24 protein-coding genes and 1 pseudogene are annotated in these 24,830 nt (G+C 65.8%); 7 read left to right on the top strand and 18 right to left on the bottom strand.

Annotated elements, in window-relative coordinates:
• Positions 1 to 7: 7 nt before the first annotated feature.
• Both AC5Y7D_RS03765 and AC5Y7D_RS03760 read left to right on the top strand, forming a co-directional pair.
• Complete coding sequence (locus tag AC5Y7D_RS03765; RefSeq protein ID WP_499921792.1) at positions 8 to 1,510, top strand: FAD-dependent monooxygenase; 1,503 nt, start codon at positions 8 to 10, stop codon at positions 1,508 to 1,510.
• Positions 1,511 to 1,626: 116 nt separating this feature from the next.
• Positions 1,627 to 3,024: a WS/DGAT/MGAT family O-acyltransferase gene (locus AC5Y7D_RS03760; RefSeq protein ID WP_499921790.1), complete on the top strand. Its 1,398-nt coding sequence runs from the start codon at positions 1,627 to 1,629 to the stop codon at positions 3,022 to 3,024.
• A gap of 83 nt (positions 3,025 to 3,107) precedes the next feature.
• Here AC5Y7D_RS03760 and AC5Y7D_RS03755 read toward each other — a convergent pair whose 3' ends face one another.
• The 8 genes from AC5Y7D_RS03755 to AC5Y7D_RS03720 form a co-directional block, all read right to left on the bottom strand.
• Complete coding sequence (locus AC5Y7D_RS03755) at positions 3,108 to 3,491, bottom strand: DUF5073 family protein (RefSeq protein WP_499921788.1); 384 nt, start codon at positions 3,489 to 3,491, stop codon at positions 3,108 to 3,110.
• Positions 3,491 to 4,279, bottom strand: coding sequence for a heavy metal-binding domain-containing protein (locus tag AC5Y7D_RS03750; RefSeq protein ID WP_499921786.1), 789 nt, complete (start codon positions 4,277 to 4,279; stop codon positions 3,491 to 3,493). Before AC5Y7D_RS03750 ends, AC5Y7D_RS03755 begins: the two co-directional genes overlap by 1 nt.
• Before the next feature lie 39 nt (positions 4,280 to 4,318).
• Positions 4,319 to 4,528, bottom strand: coding sequence for a ferredoxin (locus AC5Y7D_RS03745; RefSeq protein ID WP_499921784.1), 210 nt, complete (start codon positions 4,526 to 4,528; stop codon positions 4,319 to 4,321).
• A complete protein-coding gene (locus AC5Y7D_RS03740; protein WP_499921782.1) occupies positions 4,525 to 5,709 on the bottom strand; it encodes a cytochrome P450 in 1,185 nt (394 codons plus the stop codon). Before AC5Y7D_RS03740 ends, AC5Y7D_RS03745 begins: the two co-directional genes overlap by 4 nt.
• A 113-nt stretch (positions 5,710 to 5,822) precedes the next feature.
• Positions 5,823 to 7,079, bottom strand: coding sequence for a cytochrome P450 (locus tag AC5Y7D_RS03735; RefSeq protein ID WP_499921780.1), 1,257 nt, complete (start codon positions 7,077 to 7,079; stop codon positions 5,823 to 5,825).
• A 33-nt stretch (positions 7,080 to 7,112) separates the two neighbouring features.
• Positions 7,113 to 8,510, bottom strand: a complete 1,398-nt coding sequence (locus AC5Y7D_RS03730; protein ID WP_499921778.1) for an NAD(P)/FAD-dependent oxidoreductase — start codon at positions 8,508 to 8,510, stop codon at positions 7,113 to 7,115.
• The gene (locus tag AC5Y7D_RS03725; RefSeq protein WP_499921776.1) at positions 8,507 to 8,716 is read right to left on the bottom strand and encodes a ferredoxin; all 210 of its coding nucleotides are present in this window, start codon (positions 8,714 to 8,716) and stop codon (positions 8,507 to 8,509) included. The genes AC5Y7D_RS03730 and AC5Y7D_RS03725 overlap by 4 nt, the downstream gene beginning before the upstream one ends.
• Before the next feature lie 162 nt (positions 8,717 to 8,878).
• Entirely contained in the window at positions 8,879 to 9,328 is a 450-nt protein-coding gene (locus AC5Y7D_RS03720; RefSeq protein WP_499922166.1) for a hypothetical protein, read from the bottom strand.
• Between the two features lie 317 nt (positions 9,329 to 9,645).
• Between AC5Y7D_RS03720 and AC5Y7D_RS03715 the strand changes: the two are divergent.
• Positions 9,646 to 10,124, top strand: a pseudogene (locus AC5Y7D_RS03715) (helix-turn-helix transcriptional regulator); the annotation flags it as partial.
• A gap of 10 nt (positions 10,125 to 10,134) precedes the next feature.
• Here the strand turns inward: AC5Y7D_RS03715 and AC5Y7D_RS03710 are convergent.
• Positions 10,135 to 10,806, bottom strand: coding sequence for a TetR/AcrR family transcriptional regulator (locus AC5Y7D_RS03710; RefSeq protein ID WP_499921774.1), 672 nt, complete (start codon positions 10,804 to 10,806; stop codon positions 10,135 to 10,137).
• A 351-nt stretch (positions 10,807 to 11,157) separates the two neighbouring features.
• Between AC5Y7D_RS03710 and AC5Y7D_RS03705 the strand changes: the two genes are divergently transcribed.
• Positions 11,158 to 12,384: a hypothetical protein gene (locus AC5Y7D_RS03705; protein ID WP_499921772.1), complete on the top strand. Its 1,227-nt coding sequence runs from the start codon at positions 11,158 to 11,160 to the stop codon at positions 12,382 to 12,384.
• Between the two features lie 21 nt (positions 12,385 to 12,405).
• Here AC5Y7D_RS03705 and AC5Y7D_RS03700 read toward each other — a convergent pair whose 3' ends face one another.
• Entirely contained in the window at positions 12,406 to 13,008 is a 603-nt protein-coding gene (locus AC5Y7D_RS03700) for a TetR/AcrR family transcriptional regulator (protein WP_499921770.1), read from the bottom strand.
• 213 nt (positions 13,009 to 13,221) lie between these two features.
• On the opposite strand from AC5Y7D_RS03700, the gene AC5Y7D_RS03695 reads away from it, so the two are divergent.
• Both AC5Y7D_RS03695 and AC5Y7D_RS03690 read left to right on the top strand, forming a co-directional pair.
• The gene (locus AC5Y7D_RS03695) at positions 13,222 to 13,761 is read left to right on the top strand and encodes a class I SAM-dependent methyltransferase (RefSeq protein ID WP_499921768.1); all 540 of its coding nucleotides are present in this window, start codon (positions 13,222 to 13,224) and stop codon (positions 13,759 to 13,761) included.
• Positions 13,762 to 13,865: 104 nt separating this feature from the next.
• Positions 13,866 to 14,714, top strand: a complete 849-nt coding sequence (locus tag AC5Y7D_RS03690; protein ID WP_499921766.1) for an enoyl-CoA hydratase-related protein — start codon at positions 13,866 to 13,868, stop codon at positions 14,712 to 14,714.
• Positions 14,715 to 14,762: 48 nt separating this feature from the next.
• On the opposite strand, the gene AC5Y7D_RS03685 is transcribed toward AC5Y7D_RS03690, so the two are convergent.
• The 8 genes from AC5Y7D_RS03685 to AC5Y7D_RS03650 are packed head-to-tail and all read right to left on the bottom strand — an operon-like array spanning position 14,763 to position 23,355.
• On the bottom strand, positions 14,763 to 16,454 hold the full coding sequence (locus AC5Y7D_RS03685) for an FAD-binding protein (RefSeq protein WP_499921764.1): 1,692 nt from the start codon (positions 16,452 to 16,454) through the stop codon (positions 14,763 to 14,765).
• The gene (locus AC5Y7D_RS03680; protein WP_499921762.1) at positions 16,451 to 17,803 is read right to left on the bottom strand and encodes an aromatic ring-hydroxylating oxygenase subunit alpha; all 1,353 of its coding nucleotides are present in this window, start codon (positions 17,801 to 17,803) and stop codon (positions 16,451 to 16,453) included. The genes AC5Y7D_RS03685 and AC5Y7D_RS03680 overlap by 4 nt, the downstream gene beginning before the upstream one ends.
• Before the next feature lie 13 nt (positions 17,804 to 17,816).
• Entirely contained in the window at positions 17,817 to 19,346 is a 1,530-nt protein-coding gene (locus AC5Y7D_RS03675) for an acyl-CoA synthetase (RefSeq protein WP_499921760.1), read from the bottom strand.
• Between the two features lie 19 nt (positions 19,347 to 19,365).
• Positions 19,366 to 20,235, bottom strand: coding sequence for an enoyl-CoA hydratase/isomerase family protein (locus AC5Y7D_RS03670; protein WP_499921758.1), 870 nt, complete (start codon positions 20,233 to 20,235; stop codon positions 19,366 to 19,368).
• Between the two features lie 19 nt (positions 20,236 to 20,254).
• Positions 20,255 to 20,491: a lipoyl domain-containing protein gene (locus AC5Y7D_RS03665; RefSeq protein ID WP_499921756.1), complete on the bottom strand. Its 237-nt coding sequence runs from the start codon at positions 20,489 to 20,491 to the stop codon at positions 20,255 to 20,257.
• Positions 20,484 to 21,482, bottom strand: a complete 999-nt coding sequence (locus AC5Y7D_RS03660) for an alpha-ketoacid dehydrogenase subunit beta (protein WP_499922165.1) — start codon at positions 21,480 to 21,482, stop codon at positions 20,484 to 20,486. The genes AC5Y7D_RS03665 and AC5Y7D_RS03660 overlap by 8 nt, the downstream gene beginning before the upstream one ends.
• Before the next feature lie 14 nt (positions 21,483 to 21,496).
• Positions 21,497 to 22,435: a thiamine pyrophosphate-dependent dehydrogenase E1 component subunit alpha gene (locus tag AC5Y7D_RS03655; RefSeq protein WP_499922164.1), complete on the bottom strand. Its 939-nt coding sequence runs from the start codon at positions 22,433 to 22,435 to the stop codon at positions 21,497 to 21,499.
• 56 nt (positions 22,436 to 22,491) lie between these two features.
• Positions 22,492 to 23,355, bottom strand: a complete 864-nt coding sequence (locus AC5Y7D_RS03650; RefSeq protein WP_499921753.1) for a mycofactocin-coupled SDR family oxidoreductase — start codon at positions 23,353 to 23,355, stop codon at positions 22,492 to 22,494.
• Positions 23,356 to 23,599: 244 nt separating this feature from the next.
• On the opposite strand from AC5Y7D_RS03650, the gene AC5Y7D_RS03645 reads away from it, so the two are divergent.
• Positions 23,600 to 24,820: a CaiB/BaiF CoA transferase family protein gene (locus AC5Y7D_RS03645; protein WP_499921750.1), complete on the top strand. Its 1,221-nt coding sequence runs from the start codon at positions 23,600 to 23,602 to the stop codon at positions 24,818 to 24,820.
• Positions 24,821 to 24,830: the final 10 nt, after the last annotated feature.

The raw sequence follows: 24,830 nt of genomic DNA, 5'->3' as shown, positions 1-24,830 counted from the left end.
GCTTGACATGGACAGCTCTGGTTCCGCTATCCGCAGCGTGGACGTCGCCGTGATCGGCGCGGGGCCCACCGGACTGATGCTGGCGTGTGAGTTGGCGATGCGGGGTGTGCGCGTGGAGGTACTCGAACGTCGCACGCATGTCCCGAACATCACTCGGGCGTTTGCCATGCACGCCCGGACCATGGAGTTGCTCGACGCCCGCGGGCTCAGCGACGAGGTAATGTCTCGCGGGTTTCGGGTAGGGGAGATCGCGCCGGTCCCCGGGGCAACGGTTTCGCTGGCCGACGAGCTGCAGACGCGCTACCCATTCATCCTGATCGTTCCGCAGAGCGGGACCGAACATGTCCTGGAGTCGCGCGCTGCGCGACTCGGGGTGCGGATCAACCGGGGTGCCGAGCTGGTGAGCCTGCAGCAGGACGATGACGGCGTCAACCTCGCCCTCGCCGATGGCGGCAGCCGGCGGGCGCGCTACGTCGTCGGGTGCGACGGCGCACACAGCGCGGTGCGCCGGCTGCTCGGTGTGGACTTCGTGGGCAAGCAATACCAGACGCACATCATGCTGGCCGATGTGCGGCTGACCAGGCCGCCCGACGAGCAGATGTTCGCCAGAACCAATGCCGAGGGCGTGGTCCTGGTCCTGCCGTTCGGCGACGGTTGGTATCGGGCGATCGCCTGGGACCGCCGGCGCGAGCAGGAGCCGCTCACCGAACCGGTAACCAGGGAGCAGATCTGCGACGCCTTCCGGCGGATCGCCGGCGACGATTTCGGTGTGGGCGAGATGCGTTGGAGTTCACGGTTTCTCAGCGAGCGCCGGCAAGCCGCGCATTATCGGCTGGGCCGCGTGTTGCTGGCCGGGGACGCTGCCCACGTCCATTCGCCGATCGGCGGGCAGGGGATGAATACCGGTATCGGCGATGCGATGAACCTCGGCTGGAAGCTGGCGTCGGTGCTGACCGGGGCAACGCGTGGGTCGCGATCGGACGGGCTGCTCGACAGTTATGAAGCCGAGCGGCATCCGGTGGGTGCCGATGTGCTCGCGATGACCGACATGCTCAACCAGCTTGTGCTGGGCCGTGCTGCGATACGCCGATTGTTGCAGCGCTTCGTCATTCGCACCATCCTGCACTTCCCGCGCAGCCGTCGAATGGCGGCCGAGCGGCTCAGCGGCATCGGCATTGCCTACCAACGACGCCGGGCTACCGACGACCCATGCGTGGGGCAACGGGTGCCAGACATCGATTGCGACGGCACCAGGCTTTACGAGGTGTTGCGCAGCGGCCGCTTCGTCCTGCTCACCCGCGGGCCCGCGCAACCCGTCGCCTGGCCGGGGATGGACCACGTGAACCACCGCGACGTGACGCAACCTGCGGCTGTGCTGGTTCGTCCGGACGGCTACATCGCGTGGGCCGCGCGTCGCCGGCCGAACGCCGCCGAGCTCGCCGGCGTGCTTGCCCGGTGGTGCGGCGAACCCGCTCCCACACCGCGGTTTACGGAGGGAACGCTGGTTTAGCGATCGCAGACCCCGGGTATGCGTGCAAAACCTCGGTGCCGGGCCCGGCGGGACGGGTCGTCTGCAAGCCGCGGGTCCATCACTCAAATTTGCACGTGACTAGTCGGGCAGGCGCTATGGAACGACTAAGTGGACTTGATGCTTTCTTCCTATACCTGGAGACTCCGACGCAGCCGCTGAACGTCTGCTGTGTATTGGAGCTCGATACGTCGACAATGCAGGGCGGTTACGCCTACACCCGGTTTCGCGCCGCGTTGGCGAAGCACGTGAAGGCGGTGCCGGAATTTCGGATGAGGCTCGCCAACACCCAACTGAACCCGGATCATCCGGTATGGGTGGACGATGAAAGGTTTGCATTGCGGCGCCACCTGCACCGAGTTGCGGTGCCGGCGCCCGGGAGCCGTCGGGAACTGGCCGAGATCTGCGGACATATCGCGGGTTTGCCGCTGGATCGCGACCGCCCGCTGTGGGAGATGTGGTTGATCGAGGGTGGTGCACGTGACAACGGGCTGACGGTTCTGCTCAAGGTGCACCATGCCGTGGTCGACGGCGTTGGCGGCGCGAATCTGCTGGCGCAGCTGTGCAGCCCGGGCCCCGATGCTCCGGCACCCCGGCCGGTCCGCGGGGCGGGACGTGCCAGTGCGCTGCAAATCGCGGCCGGTGGGCTGCTCAACGTCGCGAAGCGACCGTTGCGGTTGGCAACGGTGGTGCCGGCGACGCTGGTCACCATGGCACAGACGGTGTTGCGGGCGCGCGAGGGCCGCACGATGGCTGCGCCATTCAGCGCGCCGCCGACACCCTTCAACGGGCCGCTGACGCATCATCGCAACGTCGCCTACACCCAGCTCGATATGCGCGACGTCAAGAGGGTCAAGGACCGGTTCGGGGTGACCGTCAACGACGTGGTGGTGGCGTTGTGTGCCGGGGTGCTGCGGCGCTTCCTTATCGAGCGCGGGGAACTTCCCGACGTTCCGCTGGTTGCCACGGTCCCGGTTTCGGTGCGCGACAAGTCGCAGCGGCCCGGTCGCAATCAGACCACGTGGATGTTCTGCCGAATGCAGACCCAGATCGCCGATCCCGCGGACCGCGTCCGCGCCATCGCGGCCGGTAACAACGCCGCCAAAGATCACACCGCGGCGATGGGACCGACCCTGTTGCACGATTGGACGGAGTTCGGCGGCCAGTCGATGTTCGGCGTTGCGATGCGCATCTTGCCTCGAATCCCGTTGGGTAGCAGTCCCGTATACAACATGATCCTGTCCAATGTGCCCGGGCCCCAACAACAGTTGTACTTCCTCGGCTGCCGCATCGAATCGATGTATCCGCTGGGACCGCTGCTGGGCGGCGCTGGACTCAACATCACCGTGATGTCCCTCAACGGGGCCCTGGGTGTCGGCATCATCTCCTGCCCGGACCTGGTGCCGGAGCTGTGGGAGATGGCCGACGCCTTCTCCGATGCCCTCAAGGAGTTGCTGGTCTGCCCGATCCCGTCCGGCGGCCCGCCGGACGGGTGATTTCGCCCTGTCTGCTGCAGGCACCGTTGCTGAGCCGAGCTTTCCTTGCGTGGACAGCGAAAATACCCGCAGCACAGGGTAAATCAATAAGGATAGCCAGTGCTGGTGCCCAGTACGTCCACGGCGGCGTTGATGTTGGGAACGACGGTTGCGCCGAATCGGGCGACGATCTGTTGCAGAGAGCGGGCGATGTGCGGCCCCACCGCGTCAGCCGGCAAGATGTCCTCGGCGATGACGATGTCGTTCACCACGTGCCCGGCGAGCAGCCGACCGTCGCGCGCGATCTCATAGCGCCAATCGCCGATCTGCACCCGCTCGGGGCTGGAGGAGAAGAACCCACGGCGCGCGGGCGTGTGAATCACGCCGGGAAGCCCGGCGAAGACCTTCACCACCATGGCGACGCCGCCGGGACCCGCAAGTGCCGCCGTGATGGTGCGACTGATCCGCTCGGCGTCGAACTCGTACATCAGTTATCCATCGGCAGCACGAAAGTGGGTTTGATCGTCTCACCGGTTCCGGTGCGCCGCACCGCCGTTCCCGCGGTGTAGAACTCCACGGTGTGGTGCCCCCAGGCGTAGTTGGAGATGGCGAAGTGCACGCCCACTACGCCGGTGGCACCGTCCCGCTCGGCTTCGGTCTGCATGCGGGACATCGCTAGTTCGCGGGCCTGGTAGTTGCCTTGGGTCCACTGCGGCATCTCGACATTGCGCCCCATTTGCCGCAGTGTCTGCATGAAGCCCTGCACGGCGATGTGGAACACACAGTTGCCCATGACGAACGCTACGGGTGTGTACCCGGACCGCAGCAGCGTCACCATGTCCTGGCCGGACAGGTGGCTGGAGAACGCCTGTCCGTTGGGACGCCGAAACGCCCCCGGCTTCTCGGTGAACCGTACGGCGGTGCCGACGGCCATGAACTCCAGATGCTCACCACCCTCGCCGTGATGGCGCCAGTTGAGGCGGACACCGACGATGCCGTCCGCCTGCAGCGAATCGGCCTCGGCCTGCATGCGCGCCATTGCATTCCAGCGGGCCCGGTAGGTGGCCTCGGTCAACACGCCCAATTCCTGTTGCTGCCGCATGTTGGTGAACTGATAGCCGACGTGGTAGACCGAGACGCCCATGACCAACTCGATCGGTTCGAAACCCGCGCCGTGCAGCAGTGCGAACTCGTTGATCGACAAGTCGGACGTGAACGACTTGGCGGCGTGCGATAGCCGCTCCTGTGCTACCGGGTCGATCGAGCCTGGTTCCATGCGCCGGCGTCCTTTCTGTGGTCTGCGCCGTCAGCGTACCTACCGACGCGCCGCGCCAGGAGTGAGTGTGATCGCCTCTTCCGGACAATTCCGGGCGCCGGCCAGCGCTTGTTGCTCCTGTTCTCCGGTGACGTCCTCCACCCGCACGACGGAATGTCCGACCTCGTCGGCATCATAGATCTCGGGCGCCAGTGAGTAGCAGCGTCCGTGACCCACGCAGCGGTCGACGTCCACCGAGACGTGCATCATCGCGCCGGCACCGGGAACGTCAGCGGCAGCGACTCCACGGAGCGAAGGGCCGCGGTGTACTTAAGCTCAGTACCGGGTGGAATCTCGTAATCGGGGATGCGTCGATGGAATTCGCGCAACGCCACCCGCAGTTCCATCCGGGCCAGGTGTGACCCCAGGCAGCGGTGCGGGCCGCCGCCGAAGGCGCGGTGCCGGTTCGGACTGCGGCTGAAATCCACCCGCTCCGGGTCGGCGAACTCGGCCGGGTCGGTGTTGGCCGCACCGAGTAACGGGCTGACCCGCTCGCCCTTGTTGATCGGGCAACCACCGAGTTCGACGTCCTGCATGGCGACCCGGGCAACGCCGGGAACCGGTGTCTCCCAACGCAACAACTCCTCGACGGCGTGCGGCAGAAGGTCGGGTTGCGCGACCAGCTGATGACGATGCCCGGGATGCCGCGCCAGGTAGACGAAGAAACAGTCCAGCGAGTCCGTCACCGTGTCCAGCCCGGCGATCAGGAACAGAAAACAGATATCCAGCAGCTCGTCGCGGGACAGCGCGGCACCACCCTCGTCCTTGAAGTGCGCCGCGATCATCGCCGACAGCACGTCATCCCGAGGTTTGGCGATGTGGTCGTCGATGGCGCGGTCGAAATATTCGTAGATCTGTTCGGCCACCTTGGCCGAGGCCTCATGGCGATCGTCATAGCCGGTCGACCCCGCGGGCCGGATCACGCCGTCCTTCCACTCCAAGAACTTGTCCAGGTCCTCCAGCGGCAGGCCCAGCACCTGCAGAAACACGGTGCAGGGCAGCGGCACCGCGAACTCTTCGTGGAAATCGCATGCACCCCGGCCCGCGAAACGGTCGATCATGTCGTTGACCAGCGCACTGACCTGCTGTTCCCGCCGGGCCATCGCGCGGGGCGTGAACAGTGGGTCCAGGATGCGCCGGTACTTCGCATGCTCGGGCGGATCGATCTGCAAGGGGATCAGCGGTCGCAGGTTGCCCAGGTCCACCGCGTCCATGTTCGACGAGAACAAATCGGTCCGTTTGAGGGCCATGTCGATATCCGAAAGCCGGCTCAGAACCACCGCTTGCGGCGACCGAAACACCGGGGCCGACTCGCGCAGTGCCTTATACATGGGCTGCGGCTCGGCCAGCCCCACGACGGCCTGGTCGACGAACGATTCCGCTTCTGTCATGTAGTCAGCCTGACACCGCGCCGGGCGGCGGGCAATCGTTGTCTTGCAAAAATACGTAAGTTAGATAAGTTGAACGCCTGGCCGAGGCGACCTCCCGCGACGAGCTGACGGCTTCAGTCCCGGATCCCGTCGATGTCGACCGGTAGGTGCAACGGGCCGCGAAACACCTGGCTGCGGCGATACGGCGGCGGATCGACCACTAGGCGGGGTCCGTCGACTCGGCGCAGAAAGGTTTCCAGAGCCAGGTTGACCTCCAGCCGGGCCAGTGGGCCGCCCATGCAGGTGTGGATACCGCTGCCCCAGCCGAAATGCTCGTTGTCGGGGCGATGCGGATCGAATCTGTCGGGATCGGTGAAGCGGGCCGGATCCCGGTTCGCGGCGCTGTACATGAGGTGAACCGCCGCCCCTTTGGGAATCACGGTGCCGGCGATCTCGATGTCGTCGGTGGCACTGCGGCTGGGAAAGAATTGCACCGCCGACTGCAGCCGCTGAACTTCCTCGATCGCGCGCGGGATGAGTTCGGGTCGTTCCCGCATCAGGTCGAAGGACCCCGGATTGCGCAGCAGCGTCAGCACACAATTCGAGATTGTGTTCACGGTCGAATCGTGGCCGGCGATCAACAGCAGTTGGGCGTTGGAAAGCGCTTCCTGCGGCGACATCGCACCGTCGGGGCCGTCGGCGTCGTTGACCAGCTTGGACAGCAGACAGTCCGCAGGACGGTGCAGGAATCCGTCGATCAGGCCGGCCAGGTATCCCCGCAACGCCTCTCCGCTGGCACGAGCCTTTCCGGCGCGGATCCTGCCTTCTTCGGTCGTTGCGTCCGGGCCGAGATCCAGCCCGGAGAGCATGTCGTAGATCCAGGCATGGAAGGTGGGTTCATCCTGGAGCGGTACTCCCAGAATTCTGCAGATCACCATCACCGGTACCGGATACGCGTAGTCGTCGACCACGTCGAACTGCTTGACGCCCTTGGCTTTCAGTGCGTCGAGCAGGTCATCGCAGAGTCGCAGGATGCTCGGCTCGCAGTCGGGGATAACCGCGGGCGAGTGCGGGGGCCCGAAGTGGCGCATCACCTGGCGGCGGGCCCGATCGTGATCGGGTGGGTCGGAGACGATGATGCTCTGCTGGTGCCCGTACTGTTGCAGTTCCGCGGCCTCCGGGGCCTGCCCGGCGCGCAGCGGGCTGCGCCGGACGTCGGAGCTGATCCGCGGATCGTGCGCCAGCGCAAGCAGTTCCCGGTAGCCGGTGACCACGTAGAGGTCATCGGCCACCTGGACCACCGGGGTCCTGCGCAACTCGTCGAAGAACGGATACGGGTCGGCGCGATTCTCGAACTTCATCGCCTCGGCCCAGGCGGTTGGGGCGGTCATGGCGGCTCCTTGGCGGCAGATGGGTGACGTCGGCTAGGGGCGCGGGCGGAATTCTGCTCCCCGCGAGGTGGGGTCGTGCCCGGTCAGCACGACGTCGGGAAGCCCGGTCGGTACTCGCGGATCTGGAAAGCGCGCGGGTACCGGCGTCATGTCGGGTGGGCGATCGTAGCCGGGCGGGGGAGGCGGGAATGGTGCGGACCGCTCGATCAGCGCGGTGTAGTAGGGGAGCCACTTGCCGTGGTCGAACGTCACGGCGCCGATGATGCGGCCCCGGCGTCCGTATGCGGCGGCGAAGCGCCGCTGACCGGGTGAGCCTTGGGTGAACACGATCTCATCGCCGAACGAGCACACTCCGGCGCCTTTGATGTTCACACCGAATTGAGCGGACCAGAACGAGGGCACCGGAAGGTGCGGGCGACGGTCTGTCTCGAGGCTGATCATGTTGTTGGCGGCCACTTGTGCACCGAAGACCGCATTGTCCCAATGCTCCATGGAAATGAACTGGTACTCGTAGAGCACATGCGGCATACGGGCGATGTCGCCGGCAACGAAGATGTTGTCGGTCACCACCCCGTTGATGTCGAACGCACGGCATCCGGCGTCGCAACCCACGCCCCAGAATCCGCTCGCCAGACCGGCACCCTCGAGCCACTCGACGTTGCGAATAGAACCCAGTGAAGCGATCACGACGTCCACATCAAGCCGGTGTCCGTCGGACAGTTGGGCGGCGCGCACATGACCGGCGTCGTCACCGAGCAACGCCTGCACGGAGACGCCGGTGCGCAGGTCGACGCCCGCGTCGCGCTGCATCTTTGCCGCGATATCGCCGATGACACCGCCCAGGGCGCCGACCAGCGGTCCGCCGGCGCGTTCGGCGACAGTGACCGGCAAGCCCAATTCGCAACACACGGAGGCGATTTCGGAGCCGATGAAGCCCGAGCCGACGACCAGTACCCGCCGCGGACGGTCGTGCAGTGCCGCCTGCAACCGGGCCGCATCTGCACAGGTGCGCACGGTGAACACGCCGTGCAGTGCGGCTTCCGCGGCGTTGGGCCATGGCCTGGACCGGACCCCGGTGGCGATCAGCAGCCGGTCGTACTCGACCGTCGTCCCGTCAGCCAGCCCTACCCGGCGGTTGATCCGGTCCAGTCCCGTCGCAGCCACGCCCAGACGCCACTCGGCGTCCACGGCGCGCAACCGCGGCAGCTTGGTGTGCTCGGCAGGCACCCAGCCCTTGAGGACCTGCTTGGACAGCGGAGGACGGTCGTACGGCTCGTGCGGCTCCTCGCCGATCAACGTCAGGTGCCCGCGAAAGCCGCGCTCGCGCAACGTTTCGGCTGCCCGCAGGCCGGCCAGCGATGCCCCCACGATGACGATGCGGGCCTCGGCCCGGAAACTCGCCACCAGTTCTGCGACAAGCGGGTTCTTCATGCCTCGTCCGCAGGGGTGTACGTCTCGACGATGATCGCCTGCACCGGGCACGACGCGGCGGCCCGCAACACTCGCTGCCGTTGCGAATCGTCGGGATTGGGGTCATAGGACAGCGCCTCGTCACCGAGCAACTGCAAGACCTCGGGTGCCAGCGGGACACACTGGGCGTAGCCCTGGCACTTGTTCAGATCCACAACGATGCGCATGCCGGCAGCTTTCCGTGCGTTCGGCGGCCGCGAGCACACCGCGACGTGCCTTTACGGGCAGTGGATGTCGCGATAGTACGCCAGCGTCAGCAGGAACAGCAGGGATTCACCGACCTCGCGGACGCCAACGGTGCCGGAAGGCGAGGCGCGGCAGGTTGAGGGTCAGTTCGCTTCACCGCCGCCGTGGTGCCCCCGTGTCCGCACCAGTGACATTGCAGCGCGCACCGCCCCCCGCAGGGCGTAAGCGGCCGTCACCACGGCGAGCAGGATCAGGACCACGAACGTCGGTAGCCAGTTGGTCCGGCTGTGGTTGACGTTCCACCACACGACCGCGAACAGCACCGCGCAGATGAAGAGCACCACGTCGCGCCAGTTTCCTTGATAGGACGTCGCTGCCCTGCGGACGGCACGACCTTTATCGGAGGCTTTGATCAGATCGTCGACCCGGGCATCTATGGTGCGTTGCAGTTCGGCGCGCAGCTCGGTGGCTTCCGGGGGAAGCCGGTCGAGCAGATCCATGTCCTGCATGATCAGGCTGCGGAAGTCGGGCCCGCGGAATTGACCCGCCGCAACGGCCAGCATCAAGCCCCCCAAGACCGGCGCGCTGTTCATCGCGATCTGTCCCACACCGGCCACGTCCCGACCCCCTTCGGCTCATTCACCTGTTTCCCTGATTCCAGGATGAGGATTGCCCATAGAGCGCTGCGGATCAACCGGCGGGTGGTCCGGCGCCATCGGGCAGATGCGCTACCTCCGCATGGGCGGCGAACTCCATCGGCCATTTGGCTGATGTTTCCTGATCCGTGTCAACGCATCCTGGCTAGCATGAGCACAACCGAGTGGAGCGCAGTTGAGTTGAGCGAGCAGCCAAGCGGATTACCGACGGGAACACTGACGCTGCTGCTTGCTGCCGTCGAGGGGTCGACGCGAGCGGTGCGCGACTCAACGTTCCCGACATTGTGCTGGCCGGGCTGGCAACCAGGGCCGGCAACCATCTCGAGGCGGCCCGGCTGTTCGGCGCGGCGCGGGGAATCCGGCACCGTACGGGTTTGGTGCGCTTGCCGATTCACGAAGCCGGCTATCGCGAATCGGTGCACGAGCTCCGGGATGCAATGGAGGAGAATGCTTTTGGCGCCGCATGGGCGGAAGGCGCCGAGCTATGCATCGAGGAAGCCATCGCCTGTGCCCAGCGCGGCCGGGGTCAGCGCAAACGCCCCGCCACCGGCTGGCCGTCGCTGACACCGGCCGAGCGCGACATAGCGCGACTTTTTGTGAAGGACTGGCCAACAAGGAGATAGCGGTGCGATTATTCGTTTCGCCACGCACCGTGCAGGCTCACCTCAGCCACATTTACACCAAGCTCGGCCTTGCTTCGCGGGTTCAGCTGGTGCAGGAGGCGGCGCGCCAGGCCGGAAGCCTCAGGATGCCGCGGTGGCGCGTCTTCGCGGACGCACCGGTTCGTCGGTCCGCAGCGCGTCCATCGCACCTGCCAGCTTCGGGTAGGCGATCGCGGGTCCGAGCCAGCGGATGAGGTAGCGGCGAAGGTCACCACCGTAACGTGGCGGACGTCCCGGGTCGGCGAGAAACGAATGCAGCACCCGTAGGCAGAACTCCGCCAATTCATCCACCCCGGCTTCGTCGAAACCGTGCCGTTCCCAATCCACGTCGAACTTGTGCAGCATCGAGCGGCCGAAGGCCAGCGCCGTGTCGGACATGATGGACGTCCGGCGACTGCCGCGATCACGTTGGCTGAGGATGACATCGACCTGGTTGTCGGCGGCCAGTTCTTCGATGCCGAATGCCACTCCCTCGACGATGGCCTGAACGGGGTCCGTTATCCCCTTGACCCGCATGGCCATCTGGTCGAGGAAGCCGTCCGCGGAGCGCATCGCGGTTGCCACCAGCAATGCCTGGGTGCCCGGGAAGTACCGGTAGACGGTCTGGCGAGTCACGCCCAGATCCCGGGCCACGTCGGCGATGCGCATCGCCGAACCGCGTTCACCGATGATCTTCTCCGCGGCATCGAGGATGCGGGCTATCGCCTCCTCATCGGAGGACGGCGTGTTGCCGGCCCAGCCGTGACTACGCATCGGGGGCGACCACCCGGGCTGCCGTCATGGATCCAGATCATACGTGCTGGGTGTCCGTGGATGGCCAAACTCGGCTGCGGACGGCCGGACAGCTGTCCAGCCAGGGACCGCTTGCAGGGCGCGGCGAGGTAGTGCCACCACCGCTGCGGAATGGCTATCCGCCGCTTCGCTGCCCGATTCCTGCGGTTCTTGCCGATCGCGGGACCGGTCCGCTAGAGTCGGCAGCATAACCAGACACCTGTCCATAATTTGGTACATGCAGCCCCAGTCGTGTCGGTGGACTCAGCCGTGTCAGTCCCCGGCGGGATGTCAAGGGCGCGGCCGGGCAGGCATGCAGACCGGAGGACCGCTGTGACTAGCAGGTACGCTGCCCTCACGCGTGGGCAGCTCAGCACGCTGGTGCCGGAGTTGCTGCTGATCGGCCAGATGATCGACAGATCCGGAATGGCCTGGTGCATACAACAATTCGGTCGCGAGGCGATGCTTCAGATCGCCATCGAAGAGTGGGCCGGAGCGAGCCCGCTGTACACCAAGCGCATGCAGCGGGCGCTGCGGTTCGAGGGCGACGACGTCATCACCATCTTCAAGGGCCTGCAGCTCGACATCGGCGCCCCACCCCAGTTCATGGACTTCCGCTACACGGTGCATGACCGTTGGCACGGAGAGTTTCACCTCGATCACTGCGGCGCGCTGCTGGATGTCGAGCCGATGGGTGATGACTACGTACGCGGGATGTGCCATGACATCGAGGATCCGACGTTCGATGCCACCGCACTGGCCACCAACCGCCGGGCGCAGGTCCGCCCGATTCACCGGCCGCCGCGGTTACCCGCCGACCGGAAGCCACATTGCGCATGGACGGTGATCATCGACGAGTCCCATCCTGAAGTGGGCTTCATCCCGCAATTGGAGATCGTCGGCCGGACCAGAGCCGCGACTGTCGAACTTGACCCGATCGACGACGCCGGGCCGGGCCACTCGGATTACTCCGGCCCCCTGCAGTCCGATTTCGACTTCGGCGCTTTCTGCCACTCGGCGCTGGTCCGCCTCGCCGACGAAGTATGCCTGCAAATGCACCTGCTCTACCTCTCTTTCGCGCTTGCGGTGAGCAAACGTGCCGGCGGCGATGCCGCCCTCGCGAAGTCGATCGCCACCAAGCAGCTCATCGGGCTGGCCGGGCTGGCCGGTGAGCGGATCCACCGTGCCATGGACCTGCCCGGGGGAGTCGAGGGCGCGGTCCGCGTGATGGAATTGCATCCGCTGTTCAACCCCGCTGCCTACGTGGCAGCCGACTTCGAACCGAATCGTGTACACCTGCACCGATCACCGGCCCACGACGACGACGCATGGCCGGCGTTGGTGTCACCCGATGTGGTGGCACCGTTGCAGGCGATCGCGTCGGCGGTTGATCCACACTTGCATGTCGACATCAGCGGTACTCCCACCGACTGGACGGCATTGATTACCGAAACATCTACCGCGGCAAAGGAATACCCCGAAGTATCGGTAGCCAAGGTAAGTGGCGGGTCGAGCTTCGTCTTCCAGCCACGCAGGTCGCTACCCCTGACTCCCGTGTAACTCGCTCGGGCCAAAGGTAGTTCACGCTACCGATGCGCCGAGTATGAGGTTGACCGCCTCGTCGAGCTGGCCCGCGATTTCCCGATAGGTGAGAAAGCGCGCCGTCATCAGCGCACCGGCGAACGTCATCTGCAGGGTGGATTTGACCGGGCGCGGCCATCCGGGACCGAGTGCGGCGCCGATCCGGCGCGATACCTCCCGGGCGATCTCCTCGCGCAGCGGTGCGACGGCCGGATCATCGGCCATCAGCGCCGTGCCGCACCCGGCGGTGAGTTCCGGCTCGTCTGCGACCACCAGCGCCATGTCCCGCATGGTCGCGCTGACCCTGGTCTTGGTGGTGTCGTTCACGTCGGTGTGCAACGGAAGTTCACGGAGAAATCGAAGGTAGACGGCCGCCACCAGTGCGCTTTTCGATGAGAAGTAGGTGTAGGCGCTGGCCGGTGACACCCCTGCCCGCTGTGCCACCGCCCGCATCGTCAGGTTGGCGTATGAGGATTCCCGAAGTTCTGCCAAGCCGGCGTCGAGGACTTTGCGGATCGTCTGTCCCGGGCGTCGATCCGACCGGCGCTGGGTGGTCGCACCGGATGAAGGACGGCCGGCCGGGGAATCCCCATCTCTAGACACCCGTCCAGTGTAGGGAGGGCTCGCAGTGGCGACAAGCCGTGCTCGCCGGTGGGACGAATCGCGCTTCTGCCGAGCCAGCAGCCCTTTTGGCGGGTTCATCAGCTGGGCCTGTCATGAGTCACGGCGGCATCTAGCGGATGGAACAGACAGGTGTCTAGAAAACCCTAGAGCTGGGGCCGACGTAGCCACCGGCGGGGCAGTAATCTGGTCGCTGTGACCGAGCAGGACCGACGTCGCTGGGATGCCCGATACGCAGCAGTGGAACCGATCGACGCCGGTGTGCCACCGGATTTCCTGCGACCGTACAGCGATTTGATTCCCACCGCCGGACGCGCCCTCGATGTCGCGTGCGGCCAGGGAGCCGGTTCGGTGTGGCTGGCCAGCCGCGGCCTGGATGTGTGGGGCGTTGACGTCTCCGCGGTGGCCATCGAGCAGGCGCGAGACTTGGCCGGGCGCAAAGGATTCGGGCACCGCTGTCGCTTCGACGTCGTCGACCTCGATGCGGGTCTGCCCACTGGGCCGCCGGTCGAGATGTTGCTGTGCAACAAGTTCCGCGACCCACGTCTTGATCGAGCACTGATCGAGCGCCTCGCACCGGGCGGGCTGCTGGCGATCTGCACTCTCAGTGAGGTCGGCGCCGAACCCGGGCCGTTCCGGGCCGCTCGCGGCGAATTGGCCTCGGTATTCGGTGCACTCGACGTGATGGCGGCCGGTGAAGGCCGCGGGTATGCATGGTTGGTCGGGCATGGCTGATCGCCCGCGGTGTACAAGATCTGCCGCGGCACAAGCGAAATCACCGAAGGAACTCGTCAGTCGTTCGCTGTGGTCCGCACCCCTCGTCCGGTAGTGTCAGCACCATGGAGCGGCGCGTTCTGCAAGCGGTCATCTACGAGCGCGAGCCACCGATCGCCCGCATCATTCTCAACCGGGTGGAGAAGGCAAACACCAAAGACGCAGTGCTGGTCACCGAGGTCGACACCTGCCTGCGAGAGGCCGACCACGACAAGGAGATCAAGGTCGTCATCCTCAAGGCCAACGGCAAAGGATTCTGCGGCGGGCATGTAGCCCGCTGGGGTCCCGACGAAAACCCGTACCCGGATTTCGGCAATACCTTCGAGGACCTGTACAAAGGCACCGCCGACCTGTTTCTGTGGCCGACGCTGTATCTCTGGGAGTTTCCGAAGCCGACGATTTCGCAGATTCACGGTTACTGCATGGGCGGCGGGATCTACCTCGGGCTGCTGACCGACTTCTGCGTCGCGTCCGACGACGCGTATTTCCAGATGCCGCTGGCGCAAAGCCTCGGCGAGCCGGGCGGTCACACAATGATCGAACCGTGGCTGCTGATGAACTGGCACCGCACCATGGACTGGCTGCTGCTCGCACCGACGCTGTCGGCGCAACAGGCTCTCGAGTGGGGCCTGCTCAACCGGGTGGTACCGCGCGAAGACCTCGAGGAGACCGTCGAGGACATGGCGCGCAGGATCGGCCAGATCCCGTTGACCACGTTGATGGCGGTGAAGAACAACGTGAAGCGTGCCTGGGAGCTGATGGGTATGCGGGTGCATCTGCAGGTCAGTCACATCTTGACGAACATGGTCGGCGCGGCAACCGATGTGCAGGCGCGGCGGGCCGAACTCATGCAATCGGGCATGAAGCCCCGCGACTTCATCGAGGGCAAGGACAGTGCGGGCGAGCAGACGTAAAGGCACCCTTTTTCGCGCCGAAATGGGAGCTTTCACGTCTGCTCGGCATCATTGGTGCCCGGCGATCTTGCGGCCGGCGGCGTGTCGGGCGGCGACGTAACCGAACACCATCGAGTTCGCGATGCTCGCCCCGGCCCCCGGATAGGTTCGGCCCATGACCGTGGCGGTGGTATTGCCGGTCGCATACAGCCCCTCGATCACTTGGTCGTGCTGATCCAGCACCTGCGCATGCTCGTTGGTGATCACCCCGCCACACGTTCCCACGTCGGCCGGCAACACTCTGGTCGCGTAGTACGGCGCCCGGTCCAAGGGACCGAGCGCGGCGTTGGGCCGGTACCCCGGGTCACCGAGGCAGTCGTTGTACGCCGACTGTCCCCGCCCGAAATCGGGGTCCAGCCCCTTGGCGGCGAATCCGTTGAACCGCTGCACCGTTCGGACCAGCTCCCCGGCCGGCAGGTCGATCTGGCGGGCGAGATCGGTCAGGGTCTCGGCCCGCTTGACGGCGCCGCTCTCGATCAACTGACGAGGTAGGTGATCGCGTTTGACGGGATTGGTGCCCGCGACGTAGCGACGTACGTACCCGTCGTCGAAGATCATCCAGCACGGTACCGCCTTGTTGGCGTACATCGCCTTGCCGACCTCGACGTAGGAATTCGACTCGTTGCAGAACCGCCGGCCGCCGGAGTCGACGTAGATGGCGCCGGGTCGTTGGCGCCCCGACCCCAACGAGGCGGCGGCGGCTCCGCCGTTGGCGATGAACACCGAAGGGAGCCACCAGGCTTCGTCGAGCAGATCCGTCTTGGCCCCCAGCCGCATCGCGGTCTGCAGTACCTCGCCGGTGTCGCCGGCATTGGCGATCGACCATTGCCCGTCGTTGGGCTGTTCTCCGCTGTACTGACGACGCATCTGTCGATTGTGGCCAAAACCCCCGGCAGCCAACAGGACTCCTTTGCGTGCCGCCACGTTCTGCGCCACACCGTCCCGGAAGATACGGGCACCCGCGACCCGGCCGTTCTCGACGATGAGGTCGTCCATCGCGGCGTTGATCCACAGCGGTGGCTGGCCGTCGCTGAGGTCGATGAGTACCTTCAGCATCTGGCCGATCAGGGACGCGCCGTTGGTCAGCAGCTGCCGCCGTGCCAGGCGGGCCGCCCTGGTGCGCGCGAAAACTTTGGTGGCGACGGCGAATGCACCAGGTGAGCGGTTGAAGTACTGCACCGATCGCAACTCGTTGGTCAGCATGACATAGCCGTAATTCCTGGCCAGGGAGGGCTGCACCTTGTCGTGCCATGCGCCCAGTGTGGCGGCGTCGAAAGGAATTCCTTCGACGGCCCGCCCGGACTCGTTGCCCCCCTTGTGGTTCGGGTAGTAATCGCTCCAGCCGGCGCAGCGGATCAGCCGAACACCCTTGCGGACCAGGAAGTTGATCATCTCGTAGCCCGCGGTGAGGAACATCTCGCGGCGCGCGGGGGATGAGGCCGCGCCGATGTCACCGACGACGTCCGCCAGATAGGCCAGGCCGTCCTGGTGCGAGTCCGCGATGCCATCGGCGCGCATCAGCGGATTGTTGGGCAGCCAGACGATGCCGCCGGACAGGCCGGTGGAACCGCCCACCAGCGGCTGCTTTTCGACGATCAGTGGCTGCAGACCGGCATCCAGGGCGGCCAGCCCCGCCACCATGCCGCCCCCGCCGCTGCCCGCGATCACCAGATCGACCGTACGATCCCAGCTGGTGCTCATGGCACGACCTCCCGCGTGAAGCCGAGGTCGACGATCGGTACGTCGATGGTGGTGTTGGTTTTCTGAATCGCCGGCACCAGCGACTCGTACGGCAGGCCGGCCAGGAACCCGTCGATGACGCGCTCGAAGTTCGAGATCAGTCCTTCGATCCGGCTAGACAGGCGCATGTATTCGAATCCGCGGGAGTGCAGACCCTTTTGCTGTTTGGGCAGGTTGGAGAAGTCCTGGGCGGGGATCGGCGGCCAGCGCGGGTCGTCAGGTGCCATCGGCTCCGGTGGCGTCGGCTTGCCGGTGACCTGGTCCGCCGGAATACGGGTGAGCGACCAGATCTCGAACAGGGTCTCTTCGGGGCCGAGCGGCCGGATCCGGTACGAGGAGGCGCTGCTGTACTGCGGTAGCAGGAAGTAGTGCGGGAAGCAGAAACCGATCGCATCGACGATGCCCCGGCGCTGCAGATCGTTGAGATCGGGCATGTCACACCCACGGGCGCGGTGCCAGGCGACAACGGCGTCGTTGAGCGTGCTCTTCCAGACCGCCATCGCCTCGGCGGGATCGCTTGGCAACTCGATGTTCTGCAGTCCCTCGGCGATGCGGATGTCGTTCTCGTGAGTCATGCCGGCCATGCCCGCTCCGAGGGTGCGCATGAAGTACAGACTGGTCTGCACCAGACCAGGCGGTTCGGCGGTGGCGGGCTGCGCCGACGGCAGCAACTGGGGATGGGTCTGGGGGACGTGATAACCCTCCATGAAGGCCGCGGTGGCGAGCTTCCAATTCACCGGCAGCCGGCACGACTGCCACCATTCGGTGCGCAGCGATTCCACCTTCCACGCGTCGTAGATCGTCGCAAAAGGCTCGAAACAGTCCCGCAATGGTGGCGCCTCGTCGTCCAGGTTGACCCACGCACATCCGCCCCACAGCTCGCATCGGACCGCCACCAGCGCCAGGTCGTCAGGACACAAGTTGTGCTCGTCGAAAGCCTCTTCGCGCAGCACGAAGGTGTTGCGCCCGTCGAGGCCCCAGCACCAACCATGGAAGGGGCAGACGAAGGCACGGCGGGTTCCGCTTCCTTCCACCAGCTTCACCCCGCGGTGACGGCACGCGTTGTGGTAGGCCCGCACGTTGTCGGCGTCGACGCGTACCACGATGACCGATTGGTCGAGAATCTCGTATTCGACGAAGTCACCGGGTTTGGGAATCTCCTCGAGCCGGCACGCCATCTGCCACACCCGCGGCCAGAACTTCTGGGTCTCCAGCTCGTAGAACTCCGGATCGTAGTAGCGCTGCTTAGGAATTCGGTCGGCGGACTGTACCGCCCACGGCACCGCAAGCGGGGTCCAGTTGACGTCCATGGCGTTTCCTCGTCTATAGAATCCGGGACATCCGTCCCTGCCAGTACTTGTCGCGGATGCGCCGCTTGTACAGCTTCCCGTTCGGGTCGCGGGGCAGGGTGTCGAATTCGATGGTGCGCGGACACTTGTAGGTGGCCAGGTTGCTTCGGCAGTACTCGATCAGCTCGGCCTTGAGCTCGGAGTTCGCCGCGATACCCGCGACGGTTTGTACGACCGCCTTGACTTCTTCACCGAATTCGGCGTTGGGCACCCCGAAGACCGCGGCGTCAACCAGTTTCCGGTGCATGACCAACAGGTTCTCCACTTCCTGCGGGTAGATGTTCACCCCGCCGGAGACGATCATGAAGGTCGAGCGATCGGTGAGGTAGAGATAACCGTCCGCGTCGAGGTAACCCATGTCACCCAGGGTGCGCCAACCGCGATCATTGAACACCGAGGCGGTCTTGGCGGGATCCTTGAAGTACTCGAAGTCCGGGCCGCCTTCGAAGTAGAGCTCGCCGGTTTCACCGAGCGGCAGCTCGGCCCCGTCCTCCCCGACGACGTGCACCGCGGTCATGGGGATACCGACCGAACCCGGGTGCGCCAGCCATTCGTGGGGCCCGATCGTCGTGCCCGCGAATCCTTCGGTGCCGCCGTAATACTCGTGAATGATAGGACCGAACCAGTCCATCATCTGATGCTTGACGTCGACCGGACACGGGGCCGCGGCGTGAATCACGCACTGCAGGCTGGACACGTCGTACTTCCTGCGCACCGCGTCAGGCAGCTTGAGCATCCGCACGAACATGGTCGGCACGAACTGGGCGTGCGTGACGCCGTGAGTCTCGATCAGCCTCAAGGCGGTCTCGGCATCGAAGCGCGGCATGATGATCGATGCCGCCCCAACGCGATTCACCGCCATGGTGTAGTTGACGCCGGCCGCATGATACAGCGGTGCGGGGGACAGATACACACTCGACGGCTTCATCCCGTACTTGTGGATCAGCGCCAGCTCCAGCACCGCTTGCGCCCAGGACCCGTTACCGTCCACCGGCAGGGGGCGGCGCACGGCCTTGGGTCTGCCCGTGGTGCCCGAAGAGTAGAGCATCTCGGTGCCGTCGGTGTGCGGCGGCGCCGCACCCGCGGCGCCCAGCGCATCCTCATATGATCGCCAGCCCGGCAGCTCACCGCCCACCACCAGATGCACGCGCACCGAGGTGTTGACATCGCGGATGTGGGCGGCCAAGACGGCCATCGACGCGTCGACGAACAACGCTTTGGCCTCGGAGTCATCGATCACATACGCGACCTCCTCCGGCGTGAAATGGGTGTTCACGGCGGTGTAGTAGAGGCCGGAAAGCTGACATCCCCAGGTGATTTCCAAGAACTCCGGCCGGTTCGGCAGCACCAGCGCCACGCCGTCGCCGCGCCGCAACCCGGCTTCGTGCAGCGCCGCGGCGACCAACTGACTTCGACCGTACAACTCACCGAACGAGACCACACCGCCGTCGGTGATGAGTGCCGGCGTCGCTGCGGCGCTTCTCGCATGGTCGGCGATGTTCACGGGCGGATCTCGGGCGGACTCAGGTGCCGGCGCCGTCGGTCGAGGCGGCCGCCGCGGCCTGTCGCCGGGCCTGTTCGGACGGCAGCACCTTGTCCCGGAACACCGTCTGAATGAGTTCCTGCACGTCCTTGCTGACCGAGGCAAGTGCGACAAGGTCATTCGAGCTCTGCCAGTGCACCCGCATGCCCATCAGCTCCCAGGCCCGCTTGAGGTTGGCCTTGGTCGCCAACAGCGTAGTCATCGGAGCCTGGGCGATGTGGCGGGCGATCGCCTCGACGCGGCCGTCGAGTTGCTCGCGCGGCACCACCTCGTTGACGAGCCCCACCTCCAGCGCCTTCTTGGCGTCGATGACCTCGGCGAGATACAGGTAGTACGCCGCACGCCGCCAGTTCATGAAAACCCATGGCTCGATTGAACATTCACCGGACGGCATGCCGAAGCCCTGCAGCGGCGGGTAGGAGAAGTAGGCATCCTCGGCAGCGATGACAATGTCGGTGGTCAGCCCGTAGTGCGTGCCGCCGCCCACGCAGTAGCCGTGCACCTGCGCGATGGTCGGCTTGGAGAACTCCCACAGATTCATCACCGGCTTGACGAACAGATCCGTCTGCGGCTTCCACGGCGTGCCCATCACCTTCGCGGCTTCGACGAACGCGGGGTAATCCACGGCGTTGTTGCCGATGGCGTGTCCGGAGCAGAAACCCTTGCCGTTGGCCTTGAGGACCAGCACCTTGATGTCGTAGTCACGGTCGGCGTCCAGCAGTGCCGCGTCGACTTCTTCGGCCAGTTTCTGGTCCTGGGCGTTGGCCTTTTCCGGCCAGTTCAGAATGACGCGGGCGATCGGGCCTTCCTTCTCGTAGATGATTCTCTCTCGGGTTTCGTTGAAGTCCATGCTTTTCCGATACCTTTCGTTATGCGGTGATGACGCCGATTGCGGTGCCGATGTCATAGGTCGTCCCGATTCGGCCCGACCACTGCACGGTGCCGGATGCGCCGGCTTCGATTTCCTGTTCCACCTTCTCGGTGGCGATGACGTAGATCGGAGTGCCTGCCTCCACATACTCGCCGCCGTCCACCAGCAACTCGGTCAGCTCGGCCTCCGAGACGGCGACCGACACCCGCGGAATCCGTATAACGAAGTCAGCCATGCACTTTCGCCGTTTCCAAGGTGCGCTGGGCAGCGGCCACGATCCGGGCCGGTGACGGGTAGACCTGCGCCTCGAGGGCCGCCGCGGCCGGATTGGGCACGAACCTGGCGCCGACCCGCTGGATGGGCGCGGCCAATTCGCCGAACAGCTCGCAGGACAGGATGGCGGCGATCTCGGCTCCCGGACCCGCGAACTGGACCGCGTCGTGCACGATCACGACTCGCCGGGTGCGGCGGGCAGATTCGACGATGGTGTCGATATCGAGTGGCAGCAGGGTCCGCAGGTCGACCACCTCGGCGCTGACCCCCTGCTCCGCGAGGGTGGACGCCGCCGCCAGCGCGTCGTGCACGGCGCGCCCGTAACAGATCAGGCTGACATCGGTGCCGGGCCGTTTGATGTCCGCTTGCCCCAAGGGAATAGCGAAGCCGGGATCGACCGGGACCGGACCCTTGCGGCCCTGCAGCCGGATCGTCTCGACGAACAGGCACGGGTCTTCGTCGAAGATGGCCGAGGTGAGCAACCCCTTCCCGTCCCGCGGCGTGGACGGCACGATAACCTTCATCCCCGGAATGTGCATGAACCATGCTTCCAGGGACTGCGAGTGCGTCGCGCCGGTGGCCAGACCCGCGTACACCTGGGTCCGGACGGTGATCGGCGCAGTCGTCCGGCCCGCGGTCATGAACCGCAATTTGGCCGCGTTGTTGATCAACTGGTCAGCGGCGATACCGATGAAGTCCATGATCATGATCTCGGCCACCGGCAGCAGGCCGTCGATCGCGGCGCCTACCGCCGCGCCGAGGATCGCGGCCTCCGAGATCGGCGTGTCCAGCACCCGGTCATGTCCGTACTTCGTCGACAACCCCGCGGTGGGCCCGGACGCGCCCGGGTCGGCGATGTCCTCACCCAGCAGGACCACCCGGTCGTCGGCCTGCAGCGCCTGGTCGAGCGCGAGGTTGAGCGCCGCGCGCATGGTCATCTCTTTTTCTTCCATGGCCTGCGGATTCCTCACCGGGGGAACTTGATTGGGGTTGCGTACACGTCCCGGTCCAGTTCGTCGAGCGACGGTGGATCGGCGCCGAGCACCGTACGCAGCGCGGTCTCGACGGCCGCCAGCGCCTCGTCGTCGATGCGGTCGAGTTCGTCCGCGCCGCAGATGCCCGCCGCCTCCAGCCGGCTCCGGAACCGCGGCACCGGGTCGGCCGCCATGGCGTCGGCGAGTTGCTCTTTGGGGATGTAGGGCATGCGGTCGCCGAAGTAGTGGCCGCGGAACCTGAAGGTCATGCACTCGAGGAGGGTCGGCCCGCCGCCACTGCGCGCCCGCTCCAGCGCCTGCCCCAGGACCGCCAGGACCGCAAGGGGGTCGTTGCCGTCGACGCGGACACCTGGCATGCCGTAGCCGGCGGCACGGTCGGCCACCCGCGCGATCTTCATGGTGTCCGCGGTCGGCGTCATCTCGGCGTACAGGTTGTTCTGGCACACGAAGACCAGCGGCAGATCCCAGAGGGCGGCCATGTTGGCGGCCTCGTGGAACGAGCCAGTGTTGGTGGCGCCGTCGCCGAAGCTGACCACCGTAACCCGGTCCAGGCCTTTGCGTTTGCCCGCCATAGCGAGGCCGACGGCCACCGGGGGGCCGGCGCCGACGATCCCGGTCGAGAGCATCACGCCCTTGCCCGGGTTGGCGATGTGCATGGTGCCGCCCTTGCCGCGGCCGGCCCCGACGACGCGCCCCATCATCTCGCCGTAGATCTCTTCCAGCGGCACGCCTTTGCCGATCAGGTCATGCAGCCCGCGGTAGGTGGTCACCAGTTGATCGTCTTCTCGCAGCGCCACACCCATCGCCGCTGCGATGGCTTCCTGACCGCGCGAGGGCCAGTACACGCACACGAACTCGCCTGTGCCGATGCCCTTGGACAGCCGGTCGTCGGCCGTCTTCATCAAGGCCATCAACTCGTAGAGACGACGCTCGTTCACCTGATGCTTCCTTCCATTGCAGGACAGGGTTACGAGCCCGACCAGGGTTTGACTTTCAAGAACCCGCCGGCATCGACCCGCAGCTGTTGGCCGGTGATGTAGCGGGCCCCGTCGGAAGCCAGGAACACCACGGCCTCACTGATGTCTTCGGGTTCGACATACGGGACGGGCATCGCCTGGACGAGCGGGAAGATCGGTTCGGCATCCGCGCGGGTGGGATTGGGCAGGTCGGGCCGGAACGCCCGGTACATCGGCGCGCTGTGCAGCATGTCGGTGTTCACATTGGTGGGGTGCACCGCGTTCATCCGGATGGAGAATGGCGCGAGTGCCCGCGCGAAGTCGTTCACGTAGTGCGCGGCAGCGATTTTCGCGAACGCGTAACCTGCGCCGCCGGGACCGCCGTCGATTCCCGTGGTGTTCATCGACGACATGAACGCGGCGTTGGAACCGATGACGATGATGGACGCACCGGCATGTAGGTGTCTGAGGCTGACGTGCACCAGGTTGAGCACGCCGCCCAGATCGACGTCGACCGCGTCGGCGAAGGCCTGTGGGGGCAGGCCTGCGGTCAACGGGCAGATTCCGGCGTTCGCGACGACGATGTCGAGATGGCCGAATTCTGCGACGGCGGCCTCGATTGCCGCGGACAGGGCGGCCCGGTCGCGGACGTCGGCAATTGCCGAGTACACCCGCTGTCCTTCCTTTTCGACCAGGCGCGCGGTCTCTTCCAGGTCCTCGGGCCGGGCCAGCGGATACTCGTTGGTCTCGATGTCCTGACAGAGGTCCACCGCGATGATGTCGGCGCCCTCGGCGGCCAGCATCCGTGCATGTGATCGCCCCTGGCCCCGTGCGGCTCCGCTGATGACGGCCACCTTGCCGGCTACTCGGCCCACTTCCCGCCCCTTACCCCCGATTGCCCGATTCGCATTGGCATGCAACGTTATTCGTCATGGAAGTGCCCCCTGCGAGACGCGCGGACGGCGCAATCGGCTCCGGAATCGGACCAATGGTCGGCTCCATCGCATCACTTCCACCAACAGCCGTGCCCGAGCGGTCATGGCTGCAGTCGGGCTATCAATATGGCTTACAGTAGCTAGAATATCTAAAATAGCAAGAAAGCGACTTTGGGGGTTGATGATGGCGGGCATGCTCAGCGGTGTTCGGGTCGTCGAACTGGCGTCCTGGACCTACGTTCCGTCCGCCGGAGTCGCGCTGGCGGACTGGGGAGCCGACGTCATCAAGGTGGAAGGCGTCAGCTCCGGTGATCCCGGCCGGGCGCTGGTGGTGGGCGGATTCACGCGACAGGCGGCCCGCGCCGACGTCGACTTCATCCTGGAGCTGAGCAATCGGGGTAAACGCAGCATCGCCATCGACATAAAGACCGGCACCGGCCGGGAGTTGTTCGGCCGATTGCTGGCTTCCGCGGACGTGTTCTTGACCAACTGGTTGCCCGGTGCGCTTGAGCGGGCCCGGCTGACCGTCGAGGACATCCGCTCGTTCAATCCGGACATCATCATCGCCAGGGGCACCGGTTTGGGAGTGCGCGGCCCGGATCGCGACCGTGGCGGCTTCGACGCCGCCACCTACTTGGCTCGCGGCGGCGTCGCTTACACGCTCACCCCGTTCGGCACCGAAAACCCCGCGGTGCAGGGACCCGCCTTCGGCGACTTGCAGGGCGGGGCAACGCTGGCGGGCGGGGTATGTGCCGCCCTGTTCCACCGTGAGCGGACCGGCGAGGCAAGCATCGTCGACTCGTCGCTGCTGGCCCAGGCGATGTGGGCGATCGCACCGTCGATCTCGGTTGCTGACCTGTTCGACATCGACGGGATCCCTGGCGCACCACCGGGATTGGCGATCAACCCGCTCGTGGCCCGGTACCAGACAAAGGACGACAGGTGGATTCAGCTGGTGTTTCTGCAGCCTGACAAGTTCTGGGCGGGCTTCTGCCGGCGCATGGGGCTGGCCGAACTGGTCGACGACGAGCGATTCGTGCCGTCGGCCAACCTGATCGCCAATGCCGCGCAGGCAACCGCCATCTTCGCCGACGCGTTTGCCGCCCATGACCTCGCGCACTGGCGCCGCGTGCTGCAGGACGAACCGGGCGTATGGGGTGCTTTGGCGACACCGCGCGAAACCCTCAACGACCCGCAGGTGGAGCCCAACGGCTACGTGGTCACCAACGTCGACGACCGCGGCGAGGAATACCGGACCGTTGTTGCGCCTGTGCAATTCGACGAAACCCCGCCCGCTCCCACCCGCGCACCCGAACACGGCCAGCACACCGAGGAGATCCTGCTCGAACTCGAGGTGGACTGGGACCAGATCGCGCACGCCAAGGACGCCAAAGCCATCCTGTGACGTCACGCCA

The sequence above is a fragment of the Mycobacterium sp. NGS49 genome (genome assembly GCF_059812565.1).
Note: the sequence above shows the minus strand (reverse complement) of the source record. Positions and strands in the feature narration are given on the sequence as shown.

Excerpts from the sequence above, each read along its gene's own strand:
- AC5Y7D_RS03765 (WP_499921792.1), top strand. The coding sequence starts at position 8 with ATGGACAGCTCTGGTTCCGCTATCCGCAGCGTGGACGTCGCCGTGATC.
- AC5Y7D_RS03760 (WP_499921790.1), top strand. The coding sequence starts at position 1,627 with ATGGAACGACTAAGTGGACTTGATGCTTTCTTCCTATACCTGGAGACT.
- AC5Y7D_RS03755 (WP_499921788.1), bottom strand. The coding sequence starts at position 3,491 with ATGTACGAGTTCGACGCCGAGCGGATCAGTCGCACCATCACGGCGGCA.
- AC5Y7D_RS03750 (WP_499921786.1), bottom strand. The coding sequence starts at position 4,279 with ATGGAACCAGGCTCGATCGACCCGGTAGCACAGGAGCGGCTATCGCAC.
- AC5Y7D_RS03745 (WP_499921784.1), bottom strand. The coding sequence starts at position 4,528 with ATGATGCACGTCTCGGTGGACGTCGACCGCTGCGTGGGTCACGGACGC.
- AC5Y7D_RS03740 (WP_499921782.1), bottom strand. The coding sequence starts at position 5,709 with ATGACAGAAGCGGAATCGTTCGTCGACCAGGCCGTCGTGGGGCTGGCC.
- AC5Y7D_RS03735 (WP_499921780.1), bottom strand. The coding sequence starts at position 7,079 with ATGACCGCCCCAACCGCCTGGGCCGAGGCGATGAAGTTCGAGAATCGC.
- AC5Y7D_RS03730 (WP_499921778.1), bottom strand. The coding sequence starts at position 8,510 with ATGAAGAACCCGCTTGTCGCAGAACTGGTGGCGAGTTTCCGGGCCGAG.
- AC5Y7D_RS03725 (WP_499921776.1), bottom strand. The coding sequence starts at position 8,716 with ATGCGCATCGTTGTGGATCTGAACAAGTGCCAGGGCTACGCCCAGTGT.
- AC5Y7D_RS03720 (WP_499922166.1), bottom strand. The coding sequence starts at position 9,328 with ATGAACAGCGCGCCGGTCTTGGGGGGCTTGATGCTGGCCGTTGCGGCG.
- AC5Y7D_RS03710 (WP_499921774.1), bottom strand. The coding sequence starts at position 10,806 with ATGCGTAGTCACGGCTGGGCCGGCAACACGCCGTCCTCCGATGAGGAG.
- AC5Y7D_RS03690 (WP_499921766.1), top strand. The coding sequence starts at position 13,866 with ATGGAGCGGCGCGTTCTGCAAGCGGTCATCTACGAGCGCGAGCCACCG.
- AC5Y7D_RS03685 (WP_499921764.1), bottom strand. The coding sequence starts at position 16,454 with ATGAGCACCAGCTGGGATCGTACGGTCGATCTGGTGATCGCGGGCAGC.
- AC5Y7D_RS03680 (WP_499921762.1), bottom strand. The coding sequence starts at position 17,803 with ATGGACGTCAACTGGACCCCGCTTGCGGTGCCGTGGGCGGTACAGTCC.
- AC5Y7D_RS03670 (WP_499921758.1), bottom strand. The coding sequence starts at position 20,235 with ATGGACTTCAACGAAACCCGAGAGAGAATCATCTACGAGAAGGAAGGC.
- AC5Y7D_RS03665 (WP_499921756.1), bottom strand. The coding sequence starts at position 20,491 with ATGGCTGACTTCGTTATACGGATTCCGCGGGTGTCGGTCGCCGTCTCG.
- AC5Y7D_RS03660 (WP_499922165.1), bottom strand. The coding sequence starts at position 21,482 with ATGGAAGAAAAAGAGATGACCATGCGCGCGGCGCTCAACCTCGCGCTC.
- AC5Y7D_RS03655 (WP_499922164.1), bottom strand. The coding sequence starts at position 22,435 with ATGGCCTTGATGAAGACGGCCGACGACCGGCTGTCCAAGGGCATCGGC.
- AC5Y7D_RS03645 (WP_499921750.1), top strand. The coding sequence starts at position 23,600 with ATGGCGGGCATGCTCAGCGGTGTTCGGGTCGTCGAACTGGCGTCCTGG.